This window comes from uncultured Thiodictyon sp. (genome assembly GCA_903837595.1).
Lineage (GTDB): Bacteria > Pseudomonadota > Gammaproteobacteria > Chromatiales > Chromatiaceae > Thiodictyon.
In genome coordinates this window covers 24480-40304 of record CAILVI010000306.1, presented here as the reverse complement: position 1 = coordinate 40304, position 15825 = coordinate 24480, and the positions used below count along the sequence as shown (strand labels likewise).

The window sequence follows — 15825 nt, the reverse complement described above, 5'->3', positions numbered from 1 at the left end:
CCCCGCGACGAGCCCAACCCGCTCAGCGATCCTGCGGATCAGGTCGGCGACGATCCCAGGCGCCTCCTCGTGGGCCAGATGCCCAAGTCCCGGGATGGTCTCGATCTCGGCGTATGGAACCATCTTGCGCACCCGCCGTGCCTCGGCCGGGCGGACGGTGCCGTCATTTTCGGCGACCAGCAGAAATAGTGGCGTGGTGAGGTGCGGCAGGTCCTGCCCGAGTGGCCGCAGGTCCCAGTTGGCCATCATCTCGATCGCGGCGGCCGTGTGGCCGGGGGTGGTGACCAGGCGGCGGTAGAGGTCGATGCCCCGGCGGTCCAGCTTCGAGCCGGTGGCGGCGACCAGGCGTTTGACCACGCTCGGGTCGCGGCTGCGCCAGGCGAAGAAGCGGGTCAGCAGCGGATGGGTCGCGAACAGCCGGGCGGCAGGGGCAAACCACTTCCCGGCCGCGCCGCGCAGCGGCAGCAGTGCGCCGTTGAGGCTGATGACTGCCCGCGGGGCGATGCGCCCGTCCAGGCACATCCGGATCAGGATGGCGGCCCCGGCGGAGTGGCCCAAGACCAGGTCCGGCTTCTCCCCCAGGGTGTCGAGCAGGGCCGCGATACTGGCGGCCATGCCCGGCAATGAAAGTCCCGTACCGCCGGGGGCCTGGGTGAAGCCATGGCCCGGCAGGTCGGGGGCGATGACGGTGAAGTCGCGGGCCAGGAGCGGCATCAGGTCGCGCCAGGAGTGGGTGGCGGCACCGGTGCCATGGACCAGCAACAGGATCGGTCCCGATCCCATCCGTTGGAAATGCCAACGGATGTCGCCGATCTCAATAAAGTGGCTGGCCTCGCGATTTGGCCAGTCGCGCCCCTCTACGTTCCAGTCAGGTCGTCGTTGCATCGCGATTCATGACTCCAGGCCGGACGGGGCATAGGCCCCGTCCGTGACATTGTCTCCAGACCCGCGGCGCAGAGCGCCTGACACCGGCGTGACACCGCGTCGCGGTGTCACGAGAAGGTCATAACCCCGCCTTGGCCTTCACCGCCGCATTGAGCCGGCCGGCATCGGCGTGGGGCAGGGGCATGTAGGTGGCGTCCATCGCCTCTGCCAGTGCCTTCGCCTGCGGGTGCGGGTGGTTGGAGGTGTCGACCACCATCGCCGCCACGCCCGAGGCACGCACCAGCCGGGAGACGGTCAGTGCCTCCTCGGTCGCCTGGGGGCGCCCGCCCTGGCCGTTGCGGGCCACGTTGGCTCGCCCGTCCGTGAGGATGACCAGGAGCGGGGTGCCGCCCCGGCGCTTGACCGCGTCGGCCAGCGCGAGCCCGGTCTCGATTCCGGAGGCGAGCGGGGTGCCGCCGCCGCCGGGCAGGTCCGCCAGGCAGCGCTTGGTGCGCACCAGTGAGCGGGTCGGCGGGAGTAGGAGCTCGGCCTCTTTCCCACGGAAGGCGACCAGGGCGACCCGGTCGCGGCGCACATAGCAGTCCGCCAACAGGAGTTCAACCGCGCCCTTGGCCTCGCCCAGTCGGTGCAGGGCCGATGAGCCCGAGGCGTCGACGACGAAGATCGCGGTGGTCTCGGAGCGGTGCTTGTACTTCTGGATGCGGAAGTCGTCCTTGCGCACCTCCACCCGTGGCATGACCACCGCCACCGCCTTGCCGCCCTTGCGCTTGACCGGTGTCTCCGCCGGGCCGCGCTCGCGCTCGGCCCGGCGTACCCGCTGCCAGGGGGCGGCGGCGCGCAGGGTCTCGATCAGGTTCAGCCGGTCCCCGGGGCGCAAGTCGCCGCGGCGCACGCCAGCGGGGCGCCCGCGCATGTTGGCCTGTTGGACCTGCCCGGACTTGCCGGTGCTGCGCACCTTGGCGCGGCGCAATTGGCCGAGCCGCAGGCGGTCCAGCAGGTCCTGGGGGATGGCCGCCTTGGCCGCCTCCAGCACCTGGTCGGCCAGGGGGTCCTTGCGCTCTTCCTGGTTCTGATCGGACTCGCCCTGGTCCTGGTCCGGCGGGGGCGGTTCCGGCGGCGGGGGCTCCTGCTCCTGCTCCGGTGGGACATAGGGCATCTGGGTCGCCCGCGGGGCCATCACCAGCCGGGCGGCGAGGTTGACCTGGCCGTCCGTGACCTCCGGGTCACCGTCCAGGGCGGCGGCGATGCGCGCGGCGTGCACCGCGTGCAGTGCAGCGCGCAGCGAATAGATGCCGAGCGCCAGCGCGGTCTCGCAGATGGCGCCGACCTGCGCCTCGCTGATGGTGACCGCGGGTAGCCGGTCGCGGGCGGCGCTGATATCAGCCGCGCTATAGGGCAGTTCGCCCATGTCGCGGACGCCGATCGGGCTCAGGTCCACCAGGAAGGCGAGGCGGTCGAGCAGTGCATCCGCCACCTGCTCATCCTCGTTGCTGCCCTCGTCGAGCGCGATGACACCCAGGCGGGCCGGGGAGCGCAGCGCGATCCCATCGCGCTCCAGCACCACCTCATTGGTATCCAGTGCGGCGCACAGATAGGACACGGGCGAACCCCGCACCCGCTCGGCCATGGCCAGTTCCACCACGCCGCCGTGGGCCTCGGCCAGCAGCCCGTGCTCGGCCACCGGGCGCCCGGCGCGCAGCGTGGCGGTCAGGTCCAGTCCACCCAGCAGGCGCCCGTCGGTGACATGCAGCGGGATCTTGCGCCGGTGCATGTCGGGCGGGAGCAGTTCGCGGGTGTCGGCGAGCCATTGGTCGCGCACCGGGCCGGGCAGGGCGCGCAGACAGACGCCCCCCACCCCGGACGGGTCCACCGCGAACAGGGTGGCGACCAGTGCCACGTCGTCCCACGGGTGATAGCGCGGCGGCGCCGGCGGCGGTTTGGGGGCGTCGCCGCCCATGGGGTTCTTCGCCAGTGGATTGGCCGGGGGTGCGCTCATGCCGGCCATTATGCGGGGAAAAGTTCCTGCACCACGCGGTCGACCCGGGCGGTGGAGCCCGACTCGTCCAGCGGGTCGCGCCGCAGCCGGTGGCGTAGCGCAGGGGGGGCGAGCCGGCGCAGGTGCTTGACCTCGACCGATTTGTCGCCTTCCAGGGCGGCCAGGGCGCGGCAGGCGCGGATCAGGGTCAGTTCACCCCGCAGGCCATCGGTGCCGAGCGCCATGCACAGGCGCGCGGCCTGTTCCAGTGCCTGGTCGTTCACCTCGATCTCAGGCAGCAGGGCCTGGGCGTCGGTGATGCGTTTGCGCACCTTGGCGTCCTTGCGCTTCCACTTCTCGGTGAAGGCAGCAGGGTCGCGCTCGTACTCGTCGCGCAGCCGCACCACCTGGACGCGGGTCTGCAGGTCCTGCGGGGTGCGCACCTCCACGGAGAGGCCGAAGCGGTCCAGCAACTGGGGCCGCAGTTCGCCTTCCTCCGGGTTGCCGGAGCCGATCAGGACGAAGCGCGCCGGGTGGCGGACCGAGAGGCCCTCGCGCTCCACCAGATTCTCACCGGAGGCGGCCACGTCCAGCAGGGCGTCCACCAAGTGGTCTTCCAGCAGGTTGACCTCGTCGATATAGAGGAAGCCGCGGTGGGCGCGGGCCAGCAGGCCGGGCTCGAAGGCCTTCTCGCCGCGGGTCAGGGCCATCTCCAGGTCCAGGGCGCCGATCACCCGGTCCTCGGTAGCACCCAGGGGCAGGTCCACCACCGGCACCGGCACCTGCTTGGTCTTGAACGGGGTGGTCTCGCTGCGGCTGCCGCGGCACTCGGCGCACAACACGCCCACCTCGGCATCCGGATCACAGCCGTAGCGGCAGTCCGCAACGACCTTCATCTTGGGCAGCAGCGCCGCCAAGGCGCGGATGGCAGTGGACTTGCCGGTGCCGCGGTCGCCGAAGACCAGGACCCCGCCGATGCGGGAGTCGACGGCCCCGATCAGGAGCGCGAGCTTCATCTCTTCCTGACCGACGATGGCGGAGAACGGAAATGGGACGGGCATATAAGGGTCTCGATCTGCTGTGTCAGGTACGCGGGTTGAAAGGGCGCCCATGGTAACCGGACGCGCGTCGCGATGGGACCCGAAAACCTGTCGAAAGGGGGTGTGTCAAGGTAGCGTGACACACTATACTGTAAATCTCGCGAGACAGGTGGACGACACCTCGTCGACCTGCCGCCGCGCAACCTCCAACGTCTTAGTCCAGGGCCATGGCTGGCCCACGATCAACCACCGGAGTCAATCGATGTCTCAGCCCCCGCAGGTAGATGTACTCGCCGCCGATGTTGCGCACGACAACGCCCCGCTCGATCTCAAGTCCTTCCTGATCACCTGCACGATCTGCTCCGTGGTGGGGCTGACCGTGCTCGCCGTCCTGGCTCAGGCCCTGGTGTCCTTCCTGGCCCCGGTGGGCTGAACTCCTCAAGGGTGCGCGCCGGGAGTCACCTGCGCCGCAGGGGATTGCAGCCAGTCCGTCACCGCGGCCATGAACGCCTGGGGGCATTCCTCCTGGGGGGCATGGCCGCAGCCCGGCAGTACTTTGAGGGTCGCGTGGGGCAGGGCGGCGGCAACGCGCCGCGTATCCTCCGGCTTCACCAGCTTGTCCTGATCGGAGGTGATCAGCAGCACCGGCACCCGGACTTGGCTGAGTCGGTCGCTGATGTCCACGGTGCTTGAGAGCGAGCGGTCGAGCAGTGCCCCCCAGCCCAGGTCCCAGTTCGCCACGCGGGTATGGATGATGGCCAGGGCCCGGCGGGCCGCCGTGAGGCGCGACGGGTCCTGATACGAATATTCGAGCAGGGTCGGGTCCCCCAGCTTTCGGGCGATGAAGAGGCTGAGCCGCTGCAACTGGGGCAGTTGCGCCACTGCGGCCGGGATGATCGGGCGTTGGGCATAGACCCAGGGGGCGACCAGGATCAGGCCGGTCACCCGCTCCGGATAGGCCAACGCCGCCTCCAGGGCCAGGGTGCCGCCCGAGGAGTTGCCGACCAGGATGGCGTGCCCGAGCCCCAGCCCCTGCATGACGGCCCCGACCTGGGCGATGGCCGACTCCTTGGCATAGGGGTTGGCGCCGCTCCAGTCGCTCGGCAGCGGCTTGGCGCTGAGTCCATAAGGGGGCTGGTCATAGGCGACCGTCCGCCCGAGCCTGGCGAAGGGGTCCAGCACCGCCCCCCAGGTGAAGCTGTTGAAGGTGAAACCGTGCAGCAGCAGGAAGGCGTGGTCGCCAGCCGGCGCTGTCGCCGGTCGTTCGAGATAATGGACCTCGAGGCCCCGGGTTCCCGGGAAGGGGATGGTCAGGAACCGGCTGTCCGGGGTCGCCGCGGCCCGGGCGGTGCCCTGCGGTTGGACCGACCCCGCGGGGACCATCAGCAGGGGCACGATGGCCGCCGCCCCGATCGCCAGCACCAGAAGAACCCCAAAGACCTGCACCAGCCGCTTCAACATCGCGATAATCCCCTCGTTCTGAACCACACAGCCCCGGGCGGCCGTCCGCCCGGGCGCCCAAAGATACCCCAAAGCGAACCAAAGCGAACCAAAGCGAACCCTAAAGAGGACTCCGGAATGGAACAAGGCCCGTCGAAAGGTCTCCACGATGTCAGCCTGATGAGCCACGACCGGCGCCTGAGCGGCCGGCCGCGCCTGTGCAGCGACTGCGGACTCTGCGACAGCTGGCTGCGCCCGCAGATGGCCGACACCTGTCTGTTCGTGCGCAACCGCATGGAGGAGATCGAACAACGCCTGCACGGGCGCCGCCGCAACCCAGGCGACGAGATGCGCTTCGGCATCTATCGGGAGCAGGCGATCATGCGCATGCGCCGTCCGGTAGCCGGCGCCCAGTGGACCGGCATGATCACCACACTCGCCGCCCGCTTGCTGGAGCGCGGCGAGGTGGAGGCGGTGATCCTCACCGGCACCAACCCGGGCACCATCTTCGAGCCCCTGCCGGTGCTGGCCCGCACCGTGGATGAGGTGCGCGCCTGTAAGGGCAACAAACCCTGTCTCTCGCCCAACCTGGGGCTGCTGGACCAGGTGCGCGAGTCCGGCATCCGCCGCCTGGCGGTGGTCGGCACCGGCTGCCAGGTCCAGGTCCTGCGCCAGGCGGAGGCCCAACTCGGGCTCGAGCGGCTCGATATCATCGGCATCCCGTGCAGTGACAACGTCACCTACCCGGACCAGCAGTTCTTCCTCAACACCATCTCCAGCTCCCCGGGGACCGTGATCCATTACGAATTCATGCAGGACTTCAGCCTGTGGCTCCACCACGAGGATGGGCACCGCGAGCGGGTCAACTACATCGACTTCCCGATGGACAAACTCCAGGGCATCTTCCCGTCGGCGTGTCTGTCCTGTTTCGACTATCCCAATGCGCTGTCTGATCTGACCATCGGCTACCTGGGTGCACCCTTGGGCTGGCAATGGGTCCTGGCGCGCACCGAGCGCGGCGCGCAACTGCTGGACCTGCTGCGCCCGGATCTTGAGTCACGACCAGTCTCCTCGGCCGGCGACCGTACCCGCGGCATGCCGCGCTTCATCCAGATGCTCGCCCAGCGCCCCGCCAAGCCGCCCAAGCCGGTGCGCCAATTGGTCGCCTTCCTGCAACGCCACCGCGGTCCCCGCGGCCTGGAATTCGCCCGCGCCATCATCGAGATGAAGCTCCTGCGCAATTACACCTATGTGCACGACAAGTTCCCCCAGCTGGAGGCCAAGATCGTGCCCTATCACGTCTATGAGGCCACCAGGCCCTATGCCGCGGAGTATGCGGCGACCTTTGGGCGGGTGCCGGGGGAGGGGATCGAAAGGAGCGAGGGCGTCCCGCCCGCGCGGCCTTGACCCTCATCCCAGCCGCACCAGCCCCACCGCTTTCTTGACACCGCTCCAGCGGTGTCACGCATGTGTCCGGCGCTCCGCGCCGGGAGCGCCAGTGGCCGGGATCCGGTGGGAGCGGCTTTAGCCGCGACGCGACCTTACAAGTGGCCGTGGCCTCGTCGCGGCTGAAGCCGCTCCCACGCACGCTGGATGGTCTTCCTACCATGGCCGTTGACCGGTCCGTAGCGCAGGCACCCGCCTGCTCGCCGCAACGATGATCAAGGCCAATATGCTCATCCCATGCTGTAGGGTGCGGTGAGGCACGAACCGCACCGCCGACCGCCGCTGGGTTCGTCAAAGCATCGCCGCCGACACGACTCCCGACCGACGGTCTATCAGGGCCTATCTTCGGTGTTTCGACGCCGACTGTTCGCGGTCATTCCCAAGGCGTGGGACAGTTTCCCGAATCACTTTGCACCGGTTCCCAACGATTTTGCACGCTGCGCCTCGCGGCAACCTAAGCGATTGTCTTAAAATCGTTTTTATGCCGCACGTCCAGCAGGTGAACGGCTACCTCGATTCGTCACCTCTTCCCGTTGCTTGTGAACCTTTTTCCAACGCATGGGAACCCGGACTGAGTTCGTAGGTGACTTTCCCAGCCCAGGGGACGTTCGCCAAACATCAACGGAACCTGTTCACACCCCGTGGGATGCCTGATTGATCGCCATCGTAGCCACCCCTAATTAGTGGATACCGTCACCCACACCGGCGGAACCGGCTACCAGAGCTCGGGAGCAAGTTCCCGAACTTTGGCATGAAAGTCAGGCCGTGCCCCGGTGGGAGCGGCTTCAGCCGCGACCCGACCTCGCAAGCGGCCGTGGGCTCGTCGCGGTTGAAGCCGCTCCCACGGGGGATTTTCATCGGCCGGGGTAGCTGGTCTTCCTGCAATGGCCGTTGGCATCGATACCCAAATCCATGGCTTGCGCGGCGGGGCCTGGTGCCGGGTCCCAGCCCCCCGCAAGCCGCACCGACAGGCGATGATGGTACCTCAGCCCGACAGCAATCCGTCCCGGCAGCGATGAAAAGAGCTCTTGCGTTTGGTGGAAAATCAGCGTTAAACTTTATCCCGTATGCGACTTATGTAAATTTTTCGTTAACGGAAAAGGAGCGCATCGTGCCAAATTCAACGGTCATCCCGCGTACGGATGCGGGCAAGCTAGCCCTGTTCCAGCATCTCGACACCACATTATCGGCCTATGCTGACGCGCTGGGTTTCGGCGCGGACGATCTGTCCGAATTGGGCAGGGCAACGGCCTGGTTCAAGCATGCAGTCGACCTGCAATCCGCTTTCAAGGCCGGCGGTGAGGCCACCGTTGCGTTTAAGAATGCCGTGCGCGACGGCTCGCCGACGGGTAAGGCAGTTGTCCCCTCGTTCCCCATCCTCACGCCACCCCCGGGCGAGCCCTTTCTCGATGTGGTCGGTTATCTGTCCAGGCTGATCACCCGCATCCGCATCCACAAGAACTACACGGAAGCCATCGGCAAGGCCCTCAACATCATCCCGGCAAGAACTGTCGCCGTGGACCCTGCGACCATGCAGCCCGTCCTCAATGTCGACTTTCAAGGCGGCCAACCGCGCGTCCTCTGGTCCATGCAAGGCATGGATTCATTGGAGCTCGAGGCCGATCACGGTAGCGGCAATTTTTCCCTGCTCACCATCGATATGACGCCCAATCATATTGACACGACCCCCTTGCCGCCGTCCGGCAGTGTGGTGCTGTGGAAATATCGCGCCATCTATCGGGTCCGGGATCAGCGGGTAGGGAATTGGAGTCAGGTGCTGGAGGTGAGCGTTAAGGGGATTTGAAAGGCGTCGTTTTGTCAAGGCGATAAACAAGAATTGAGGGGAAGGCTCTAATTTTCTCGATCCGCGTTGCGGCAGGCTAGAATAATTGAGCCCAGCCCTTTCGCTTGCTTTTCCCTTCATACCCTGCATCGCGTTGAGCAATTAAACATGGCCTGTCCTCGACATTCTCTCTGGATCTTTGTTTATATATTAATACTTATTTCCTGTTCTCGCGGTGAAGGCAAGACATCTTCTGCTCCTATTAAGCCCCTATATAACCTGCGGCTTCATCGAGATGACTTACCTATTGCGGTAAAAGCGTTTGACGTATTTTCTCAAGTGTGCCAACCTTTAATGGGAAAATTTGCTGACGACATTGAGTCAATCGAGGTTTCGGAAGGCGCTAATTGTTATGATTTGTGGGATCAGCTGGACTTCCGTTGCACTAATTTTGGATGGGATAGATATTTTTCCATCAAAGTTAAAATTAAAGATCACCCGAAATACATACCGAACTCCTATAAAGCCTGGAACCATACAATATGGTACTCATTAGGGGGAGATAAGAACCCGGGTATCGTAGCAAATAAGATCGCCCAACTGTGTGGCGTGAGAAATGGTGGGGGCGGTGGGTCGGTTGATCTACCCGTCCCAGCCCTTTCATTCATAAGAAACGACGTCGAGGTTCTTGCGCTTCCTGATGGCCTTCCGGAGTTGCGACAGGCGGCTTTGATAAAGGCCATCGGGCTGCCTGTGGTTAGCAAGTATGACGATAATGATGGTCGTGTCGGGCGTATTCTCAGCTTTCGGAAAGACAAAGATGAGCCATATTTTTATCTTGAATTTCAAAGCAACCGGGTTGGAATCAGTTGGCGGGAGATTGATGAGAAATCCGAAAAATTTGCAAGACTGAATAAGGAGAATAGGCAGTTAGCAAGAAAGGTTCTGACTGTCGCATTGGGTCAAGACCTGGCAAATAAAGTACTCGAATTTAACAAAAGAGGACATGCCGTAAAGATAAGAACCGAGCATGCTACGATCTTTGTTAACGAGGGTGTATTGAGCAATCTAGTAATGATTTATCCTGGCAGCGAGCAATAGTAAACAGCTAAAAGAAAAGGAGAAAAAAGGGGCCAGGCTCGAATGGCACTGACTTAAGCTGCGGCACTGAACAATCACCGACTTACAGACGGATCGATAAGCAGTTACTTGGGTGAGAGCGGCATTTTCCGGGATGTTTCCTGGCTCCTGCATGGTCCGCGACGGTTTTTCGCTCGCTTCGCCGCATCGCAACCGATTGTTTCTGATATGCTTGCAGCTTATGTCAGTGCCATTCGGGCGAGGCTCGAATGGCGCTAAGTTAAGGCAGGGCTTAACGATATCAGCGACTCGCGCCCTGACCCAGCCCTAAGTTTCTGGAGAATCGCCGACCATCCGCCAGATTCTCGCGAGTTCCGCGTGGTGCCGGAGCGTTTCGGCCAGCCGACCGGCCGCGTAAGTCACTGTTCTCATAGGGTCTCGTGCTTAACTTAGCGCCATTCGGGCCAGGCTCAATTAAACGCGGCCGATGGGGAAATATATGAGCCGGGCGCCTTTCCCTACCTGGTATCATGGTCGGTGTCACGAGAATGACAAATTAGAATAGGGGGTTGCGATGGCTGTTCGTTATATGGTGAGGGCGTTTTTGCCGAAGGTCGCGGGTTGCGGGGCACAAGATAACGGGTGGGACGCGGGGCGTTGCCAGCAGTTTGAGGAGTTTCTCAACGCGCATGCGGTCAACGGGTGGCGTCTGCACTCCAGTGAGCATCGGCAAGTGGTTGCCCAAGGCTGCGGCGGCGGCAAGGGCGCGTGGCTGGTGTGCACGTTTGAAAAGAGCAATGAATGAAGCGGCTGGCGATTCTGGCTATCCGTTTTTATCAGCGGCGCTTGCGTCACACCCATAACCGCGAGTGCATCTATACGCCCTCTTGTTCTCATTACGGTATCCTGGCAATTGAAAAGTATGGGATTTTTAAGGGGTGCTACTGTACCTATTTGAGGGTCAGGCGCTGCAATGGGGCACTGTTCCAGGGGGGCGAGGACTATCCGTGAGTATCTAGAAGGGGCTGGGGTCAAGAAGGGGCTGGGGTCAGGTCTTTCAATCAAGCATCCGGGACATGACGCAAGCACACGTGATTGCAAGACCTGCCCCCGCTCGTGATGACCCCGCTCGCGTGCTCTGGTCTGGATTCCGGCGTCCCGGCCGAAACGATAACTAAGGCCGCTCTGCAGGCTATCGATCTCCCAATCCTCCCTATTGCATTGCCCTCAGGCACACACGACATGCCCAACGGTGCGCAATGCGATGCCGACACAGGCGCCCAAGGCCGCCGGCCTCCAGACCGCGGCCACGCGGCGACCGGCCGAGATCAGTACGGCCACGCCGACCAGGTCTAAGGGCGAGATCAGAAAGCCGGCGCTGGCGTTGAGCAGTTCGACGCTGATCTGGCCGGCGCGGCGCATGTCGTCCATGACCCCAAGCATCGCCGTGCCGCCGGCCAGATACTTGGTCAGGCTGGGCAGGACCAGCACCGGGTCGATGCCGGCGGGCGTTAGAAATGGTGTCAAGACCTGCGTGATCAGGTCGATGAAGCCGAAGCGCTTCAGCGCGGTGACCGCGACCAGCGACAGCACCAGCATCGGGATGGCCCCGACGGCGATCTTGAAGGCCTCGGCGCCGGCGCGGTTGATCACGTCGAGCACCCCTTTGGCGTTGTCGGCCACCGGGTGCTGCAGGGTCTCGTCCAATGTCGCCTCGGTGGCCGACAGCCGGCGGCCGAACAGATAGTAGGTCGCTGCGGCCGCGGCCAGGCCGCCAAGCAGCGAGAAAATCAGGGTCGTGCCGAAGGCAAGGCCCATCGTCAGCAGCGGAAAAACGACATTGGCCTGCGCCATGGCGAACACCATGGCCAGCGTGGCGGCCAGGTGGCGGTCGGAGGTGCCGCGCTGTTCCATCATGGTGAGCGTCGCCAGCGGCGCGGCGAAGCTCACCAGATTGATCTGCAAGGCGGCAAAGACGCCCAGCCCGGTGAGTCCGAAGGGGCGCAGCAGTGGCGCCAGCCGGGTGACGATCCAGTCCAGCGCGCCCCGCGCCTCCAGCAGGCGCATCAGCGACAGCATGACGACCATCACCGGCAGCAGCACGAACAACGACAGTTCGATCGCCGAGCGGCCGGCCTTGAGGATAATGTCGATCAGGATGTCCATCAAGATTTCGCAGGCCGTTATGGGGGATGGCCCCATCATGACACTGATGGCGCGTCCTGCAAGCGGGCGTTGGTTTCGTGAGGACCCAGCGGCGCTCCGCGCCGTCGCCGACAGGATGTCGGCGCTCCCAGGCGCCGGGGTCTGGTCCTGGGGAACCTGCCGACCCTGATTCCGATCCCGGTGAAACTCAGGGCCGGATAGTGTGTAGGTAATTCTTCTTGTAGAAGTTATGTTTCCTATCGACGTCCTCTGCGGATCCTCCTTACCGTGTCTGCAACCCTGGGCGCCGGAGCAGTCCACGGAGCGAAGGCAAACTTCTGAAATTTAACAAAAGATTAACAGCAATCCGCTTGCGGCTATACATAGAAAGAGTAATCTGTCAACGCACTGACGCGCACAGCATAGAAAAAAAGTAACATGACTATTCAAAAGTCGAGTACCTCTGCGGCCAAACGCGCCGCAGCCAAGGCGACGTCTGCCCTGCTGACGAAAGCCGAACTATTGGAACTGATAGACGCCGTCCTGGGTACCGCGGATGCCCCTCAGGGGTGGCGCCTGGTCTTGGTCCTGGTGGAGTGGGAGCCCGACGCCTGGCGCCTGGCGTACTGCGTGCCGAGCTATCCAGGCGTCTGGGAGCCTGACGAGTCCCAGGCCGACTGGGTGGCCTTGGGCTGGCTCACGGACGCCCCTGGCCCGCCTGAACCCGTCTGTTGGCGCTCCCTGGACTGCGCCGCCGCGGAGGCCGTGGCGATCCGCCAAGCGGGCCTCAATATTGCCCCACGCCAAGGCAGGGGGGACGAGCTTCGGGTCGTTGTGACCGATCGGCCGCACGTGGTGGTCGCCTGAGGCTCAATGAGTCCGCAACGGGCTTACCGTATGGATGTTTCCGAGTTCTGTGGTGGCCCCGATAAGGCCAACCACGCTCGGAATAAGCGGGCCACTGTTGGCCTCGGGGCGCACGGCGCCCAATACCTGCGTGGCACCGCTGGCGCGGTGTCACGCGGGTATTGGGTGGCCGTCAATTCAAGCAATAGACTTCGCCTCTATTCTTGTTGACCCCATAGCATGACTGGCCATTCGTTGCCTCGCCAAATCCTTGCTGTCCGTTGACCAAAAATTGATCGCCTTGCATGCTGATGCGGGTCCTGTTTCCGTTGTTCCATCGCCAGTCCTGCTGCATGCCTGATGCGGTAGCGCATGCTGATATTTTACACTGAGACTGACTGACCAGCTTCCCCCTTTGATAGACGGAGCATTCTTTCTTGTCTTCCCCGCATCCGGCGGCGACCATCCCGGAATAGGCAAGAGTGAGAGCTAACGCAGCCAGGGTTCTTGGAGTATTCATCTTGGTACCTCATGATCCGGACAGCCCGCGCTTGCCGCCGGTATGGCGTTCAGCGCAACCCCGCCCATCTGTGAAAGCGATGCTTCATGCCGCGGTTGATCACGACCTTGGGCCAGAGCATAAGACCGGACGGTTAGACAGAACCTGACCGAGATTGTCAGCCAATGGTCAGCTCGACCAGCTGCCCGTCTGCTGGGCGGAAACCTGGCCGCTCGAAGGTCGGCGGCCCCGCCGCGCGGTCACCTGGGGGCAGGATGCAGGTGGTGTCTGATCGGCCTCCGTCTGGCCGGCGCAGCGCAAGAAAGCGTCGCGTCGGCGTCGACGCCACCGCAGCAGCGGACGCAATCGGTTGGCGCGGTTCCCGCAGGCCTGAATCCGCACGCTTTTTTGAACAAGTGTCAAGTCTGGTTGACAACGTCTACTGTCAGCTATAATTTGCACCCATGAATGACTCCGCGCCCCCCTTGGCCGCCGCCAGCTATCCCAAGCCCGCGGCCGTACTCGAACTCCTTAAGCCCATCACGTGGTTTCCCCCCATGTGGGCCTTCGCCTGTGGCGTCGTGTCCTCCGGGGTGTCGATCCCGGACCATTGGGTGGTCTTCGTGTTGGGGGTGATCCTCGCCGGCCCCATGGTGTGTGCCACCAGCCAGGCGGTGAACGACTGGTTTGACCGCCATGTGGACGCGATCAACGAGCCTAACCGGCCGATCCCCTCCGGGCGTATCCCGGGACGCTGGGGGCTGTATATCGCCATCATCTGGACCATCCTGTCCGGGCTGCTGGCCGCCACCCTGGGTACCTGGGTCTTCTGGTCGGCCATGCTCGGGCTGGTGTTGGCCTGGGCCTACAGTGCCCCGCCAGCGCGCCTCAAGGGCAATGGCTGGTGGGGGAATTTGGCCTGCGGGATGTCTTATGAGAGTCTGGCCTGGATCACCGGGGCCGCGGTGATGCTCTCCGGCGCACTGCCCAACTGGCACGTGCTGGCGTTGGCCGCACTCTATGGTCTGGGCGCCCACGGCATCCTGACGCTGAACGATTTCAAGGCAATCGAGGGCGACCAGCAGATGGGCGTGCGTTCGCTGCCGGTGCAACTCGGGGTCCAGGGTGCCGCTTGGGCCGCCTGCCTCTTCATGGCCCTGCCCCAGTTCGTGGTGGTGGGGCTGCTGATCGGCTGGGGGCGCCCGCTGCACGCGGTCGCCGTCGCGCTGGTGGTGGCCATCCAGGTCGGGATGATGGTCCGGTTCCTCGGCGACCCGATCGGGCGCGCCCTCTGGCTCAGCGCGATCGGCGTCAGCGTCTATGTGACCGGTATGATGATCAGTGCCTTCGCGGTGCGGACGATCGCCCTGTGACTTGCTTGCAGATTGCCGACGCAGCGCGCCAGCTCCGCGCAATCGCGTTGATTTCATTAATTCCATTTTAAATATCTCAAATCGCGATAGCGATTTGAGCAGGACGAGACGAATGAACCAGACCGAGAACTTCGATGTGGTGGTGGTGGGCGGCGGCCCTGCCGGTGCAACGGCCGCGAACGATCTGGCCCGCGCCGGCCGCTCGGTGATGTTGCTCGACAAGGCCGGCCGCATCAAGCCGTGTGGCGGGGCTATCCCTCCCCAGGCCATGCGTGAGTTCGACCTCCCGGAGCACCTGCTGTGTGCCCATATCCACTCTGCCCGGATGATCTCGCCCTCCGATCGGGCGGTGGATATGCCCGTGGAGAACGGCTTCGTCGGCATGGTCAAGCGCGACGTCTTCGACGAGTGGCTGCGCGCGCGCGGCCCAGAGCGGTGCGGTGCGCCGCACCGGGGCCTTCACCGAACTGGTCCGTACCGACGACGGTCAGGTCATCGTGCGCTATGAGGTCGAGACGGGCGTCGGCAAGCCGCTGGTCCGCGAGGCCCGTGCCCGCTGTGTGATCGGTGCCGACGGCGCCCGTTCCCGGGTGGCGCGCCAGTGCGTCCCGGGGGCGGACAAGATGCCCTGTGTCAGCGCCTATCACGAGATCGTGCGCTCCCCCAAGGATGGTGAGAACGGTTTTCAGGCCGACCGCTGCGATGTCTATTACCAGGGCAAGATCTCGCCTGACTTCTATGGCTGGGTCTTCCCCCATGGCGACACCACCAGTGTCGGGGTCGGCACTGAGGTTGCGGGTTTTTCACTGCGCGAGGCCACCCGTGAGCTGCGCAAGGCGGCGGGGCTCGAGCATGCCGAGACGCTGCGCCGCGAGGGTGCCCCCATCCCGCTGCGCCCCCTTGATTGCTGGGACGACGGGCGCAACGTGGTCCTGGCGGGCGATGCCGCCGGCGTGGTCGCGCCGGCCTCCGGTGAAGGCATCTACTATGCCCTGGCCGGTGGGCGTTACGCCGCCGAGGCCGCCGAGGCCTTCTGCACCACCGGGAAGGTGAGCAGTCTCAAATTGGCCCGCAAGGGCTTCATGAAGGCGCACGGGCGGGTCTTCTGGATCCTGGGGATCATGCAGCGCTTCTGGTATTGCAGCGACAAGCGGCGCGAGCGCTTCGTGAAGATGTGCGCTGACCCGGACGTCCAGCGGCTGACCTGGGAGGCGTACATGAACAAGCGCCTTGTCAAGTCCCAGCCGGGTGCCCATCTGAAGATCTTCTTCAAAGACCTCGGGCACCTGTTCGGGATCGTCTCGGCGAAATGA

Annotated in this window: 13 protein-coding genes and 1 pseudogene; 9 read left to right on the top strand and 5 right to left on the bottom strand. The window is 64.2% G+C overall.

Going from position 1 to position 15825, the window contains the following annotated elements; all coding sequences use genetic code 11:
- The 3 genes from bchO to bchI form a co-directional block, all read right to left on the bottom strand.
- On the bottom strand, nucleotides 1-885 hold an 885-nt coding region (gene bchO, locus QZY44_RS16960; RefSeq protein WP_295448714.1), incomplete at its 3' end, for an alpha/beta fold hydrolase BchO.
- A 118-nt stretch (nucleotides 886-1003) separates the two neighbouring features.
- On the bottom strand, nucleotides 1004-2842 hold the full coding sequence (locus tag QZY44_RS16955) for a magnesium chelatase subunit D (protein ID WP_295448717.1): 1839 nt from the start codon (nucleotides 2840-2842) through the stop codon (nucleotides 1004-1006).
- 47 nt (nucleotides 2843-2889) lie between these two features.
- Entirely contained in the window at nucleotides 2890-3921 is a 1032-nt protein-coding gene (bchI, locus tag QZY44_RS16950) for a magnesium chelatase ATPase subunit I (protein WP_295448711.1), read from the bottom strand.
- A 241-nt stretch (nucleotides 3922-4162) separates the two neighbouring features.
- On the opposite strand from bchI, the gene QZY44_RS16945 reads away from it, so the two are divergent.
- Nucleotides 4163-4333, top strand: coding sequence for a hypothetical protein (locus QZY44_RS16945; RefSeq protein WP_295448708.1), 171 nt, complete (start codon nucleotides 4163-4165; stop codon nucleotides 4331-4333).
- A gap of 5 nt (nucleotides 4334-4338) precedes the next feature.
- Here the strand turns inward: QZY44_RS16945 and QZY44_RS16940 are convergent, their stop codons facing one another.
- Nucleotides 4339-5361, bottom strand: a complete 1023-nt coding sequence (locus tag QZY44_RS16940; RefSeq protein WP_295448705.1) for an alpha/beta hydrolase — start codon at nucleotides 5359-5361, stop codon at nucleotides 4339-4341.
- Between the two features lie 117 nt (nucleotides 5362-5478).
- Between QZY44_RS16940 and QZY44_RS16935 the strand changes: the two genes are divergently transcribed.
- From QZY44_RS16935 to yidD, 5 genes are all read left to right on the top strand, one after another.
- The gene (locus tag QZY44_RS16935; protein WP_295448703.1) at nucleotides 5479-6747 is read left to right on the top strand and encodes a Coenzyme F420 hydrogenase/dehydrogenase, beta subunit C-terminal domain; all 1269 of its coding nucleotides are present in this window, start codon (nucleotides 5479-5481) and stop codon (nucleotides 6745-6747) included.
- A gap of 1054 nt (nucleotides 6748-7801) precedes the next feature.
- The gene (locus QZY44_RS16930; RefSeq protein ID WP_295448700.1) at nucleotides 7802-8590 is read left to right on the top strand and encodes a hypothetical protein; all 789 of its coding nucleotides are present in this window, start codon (nucleotides 7802-7804) and stop codon (nucleotides 8588-8590) included.
- A gap of 147 nt (nucleotides 8591-8737) precedes the next feature.
- Nucleotides 8738-9670, top strand: a complete 933-nt coding sequence (locus tag QZY44_RS16925; protein ID WP_295448697.1) for a hypothetical protein — start codon at nucleotides 8738-8740, stop codon at nucleotides 9668-9670.
- Nucleotides 9671-10223: 553 nt separating this feature from the next.
- Complete coding sequence (locus QZY44_RS16920; RefSeq protein ID WP_295448694.1) at nucleotides 10224-10454, top strand: DUF4177 domain-containing protein; 231 nt, start codon at nucleotides 10224-10226, stop codon at nucleotides 10452-10454.
- Entirely contained in the window at nucleotides 10451-10660 is a 210-nt protein-coding gene (yidD, locus tag QZY44_RS35825; protein WP_365304662.1) for a membrane protein insertion efficiency factor YidD, read from the top strand. The genes QZY44_RS16920 and yidD overlap by 4 nt, the downstream gene beginning before the upstream one ends.
- Before the next feature lie 216 nt (nucleotides 10661-10876).
- Here the strand turns inward: yidD and QZY44_RS16915 are convergent, their stop codons facing one another.
- The gene (locus tag QZY44_RS16915; RefSeq protein ID WP_295448690.1) at nucleotides 10877-11815 is read right to left on the bottom strand and encodes a nucleoside recognition domain-containing protein; all 939 of its coding nucleotides are present in this window, start codon (nucleotides 11813-11815) and stop codon (nucleotides 10877-10879) included.
- Between the two features lie 417 nt (nucleotides 11816-12232).
- Between QZY44_RS16915 and QZY44_RS16910 the strand changes: the two genes are divergently transcribed.
- The 3 genes and pseudogenes from QZY44_RS16910 to QZY44_RS16900 all read left to right on the top strand — a co-directional run bounded on the left by QZY44_RS16910 (nucleotide 12233) and on the right by QZY44_RS16900 (nucleotide 15825).
- Nucleotides 12233-12661, top strand: coding sequence for a hypothetical protein (locus QZY44_RS16910; RefSeq protein WP_295448687.1), 429 nt, complete (start codon nucleotides 12233-12235; stop codon nucleotides 12659-12661).
- 942 nt (nucleotides 12662-13603) lie between these two features.
- Nucleotides 13604-14512, top strand: coding sequence for a chlorophyll synthase ChlG (gene chlG / locus QZY44_RS16905; RefSeq protein WP_295448684.1), 909 nt, complete (start codon nucleotides 13604-13606; stop codon nucleotides 14510-14512).
- 112 nt (nucleotides 14513-14624) lie between these two features.
- Nucleotides 14625-15825, top strand: a pseudogene (locus tag QZY44_RS16900) (geranylgeranyl diphosphate reductase).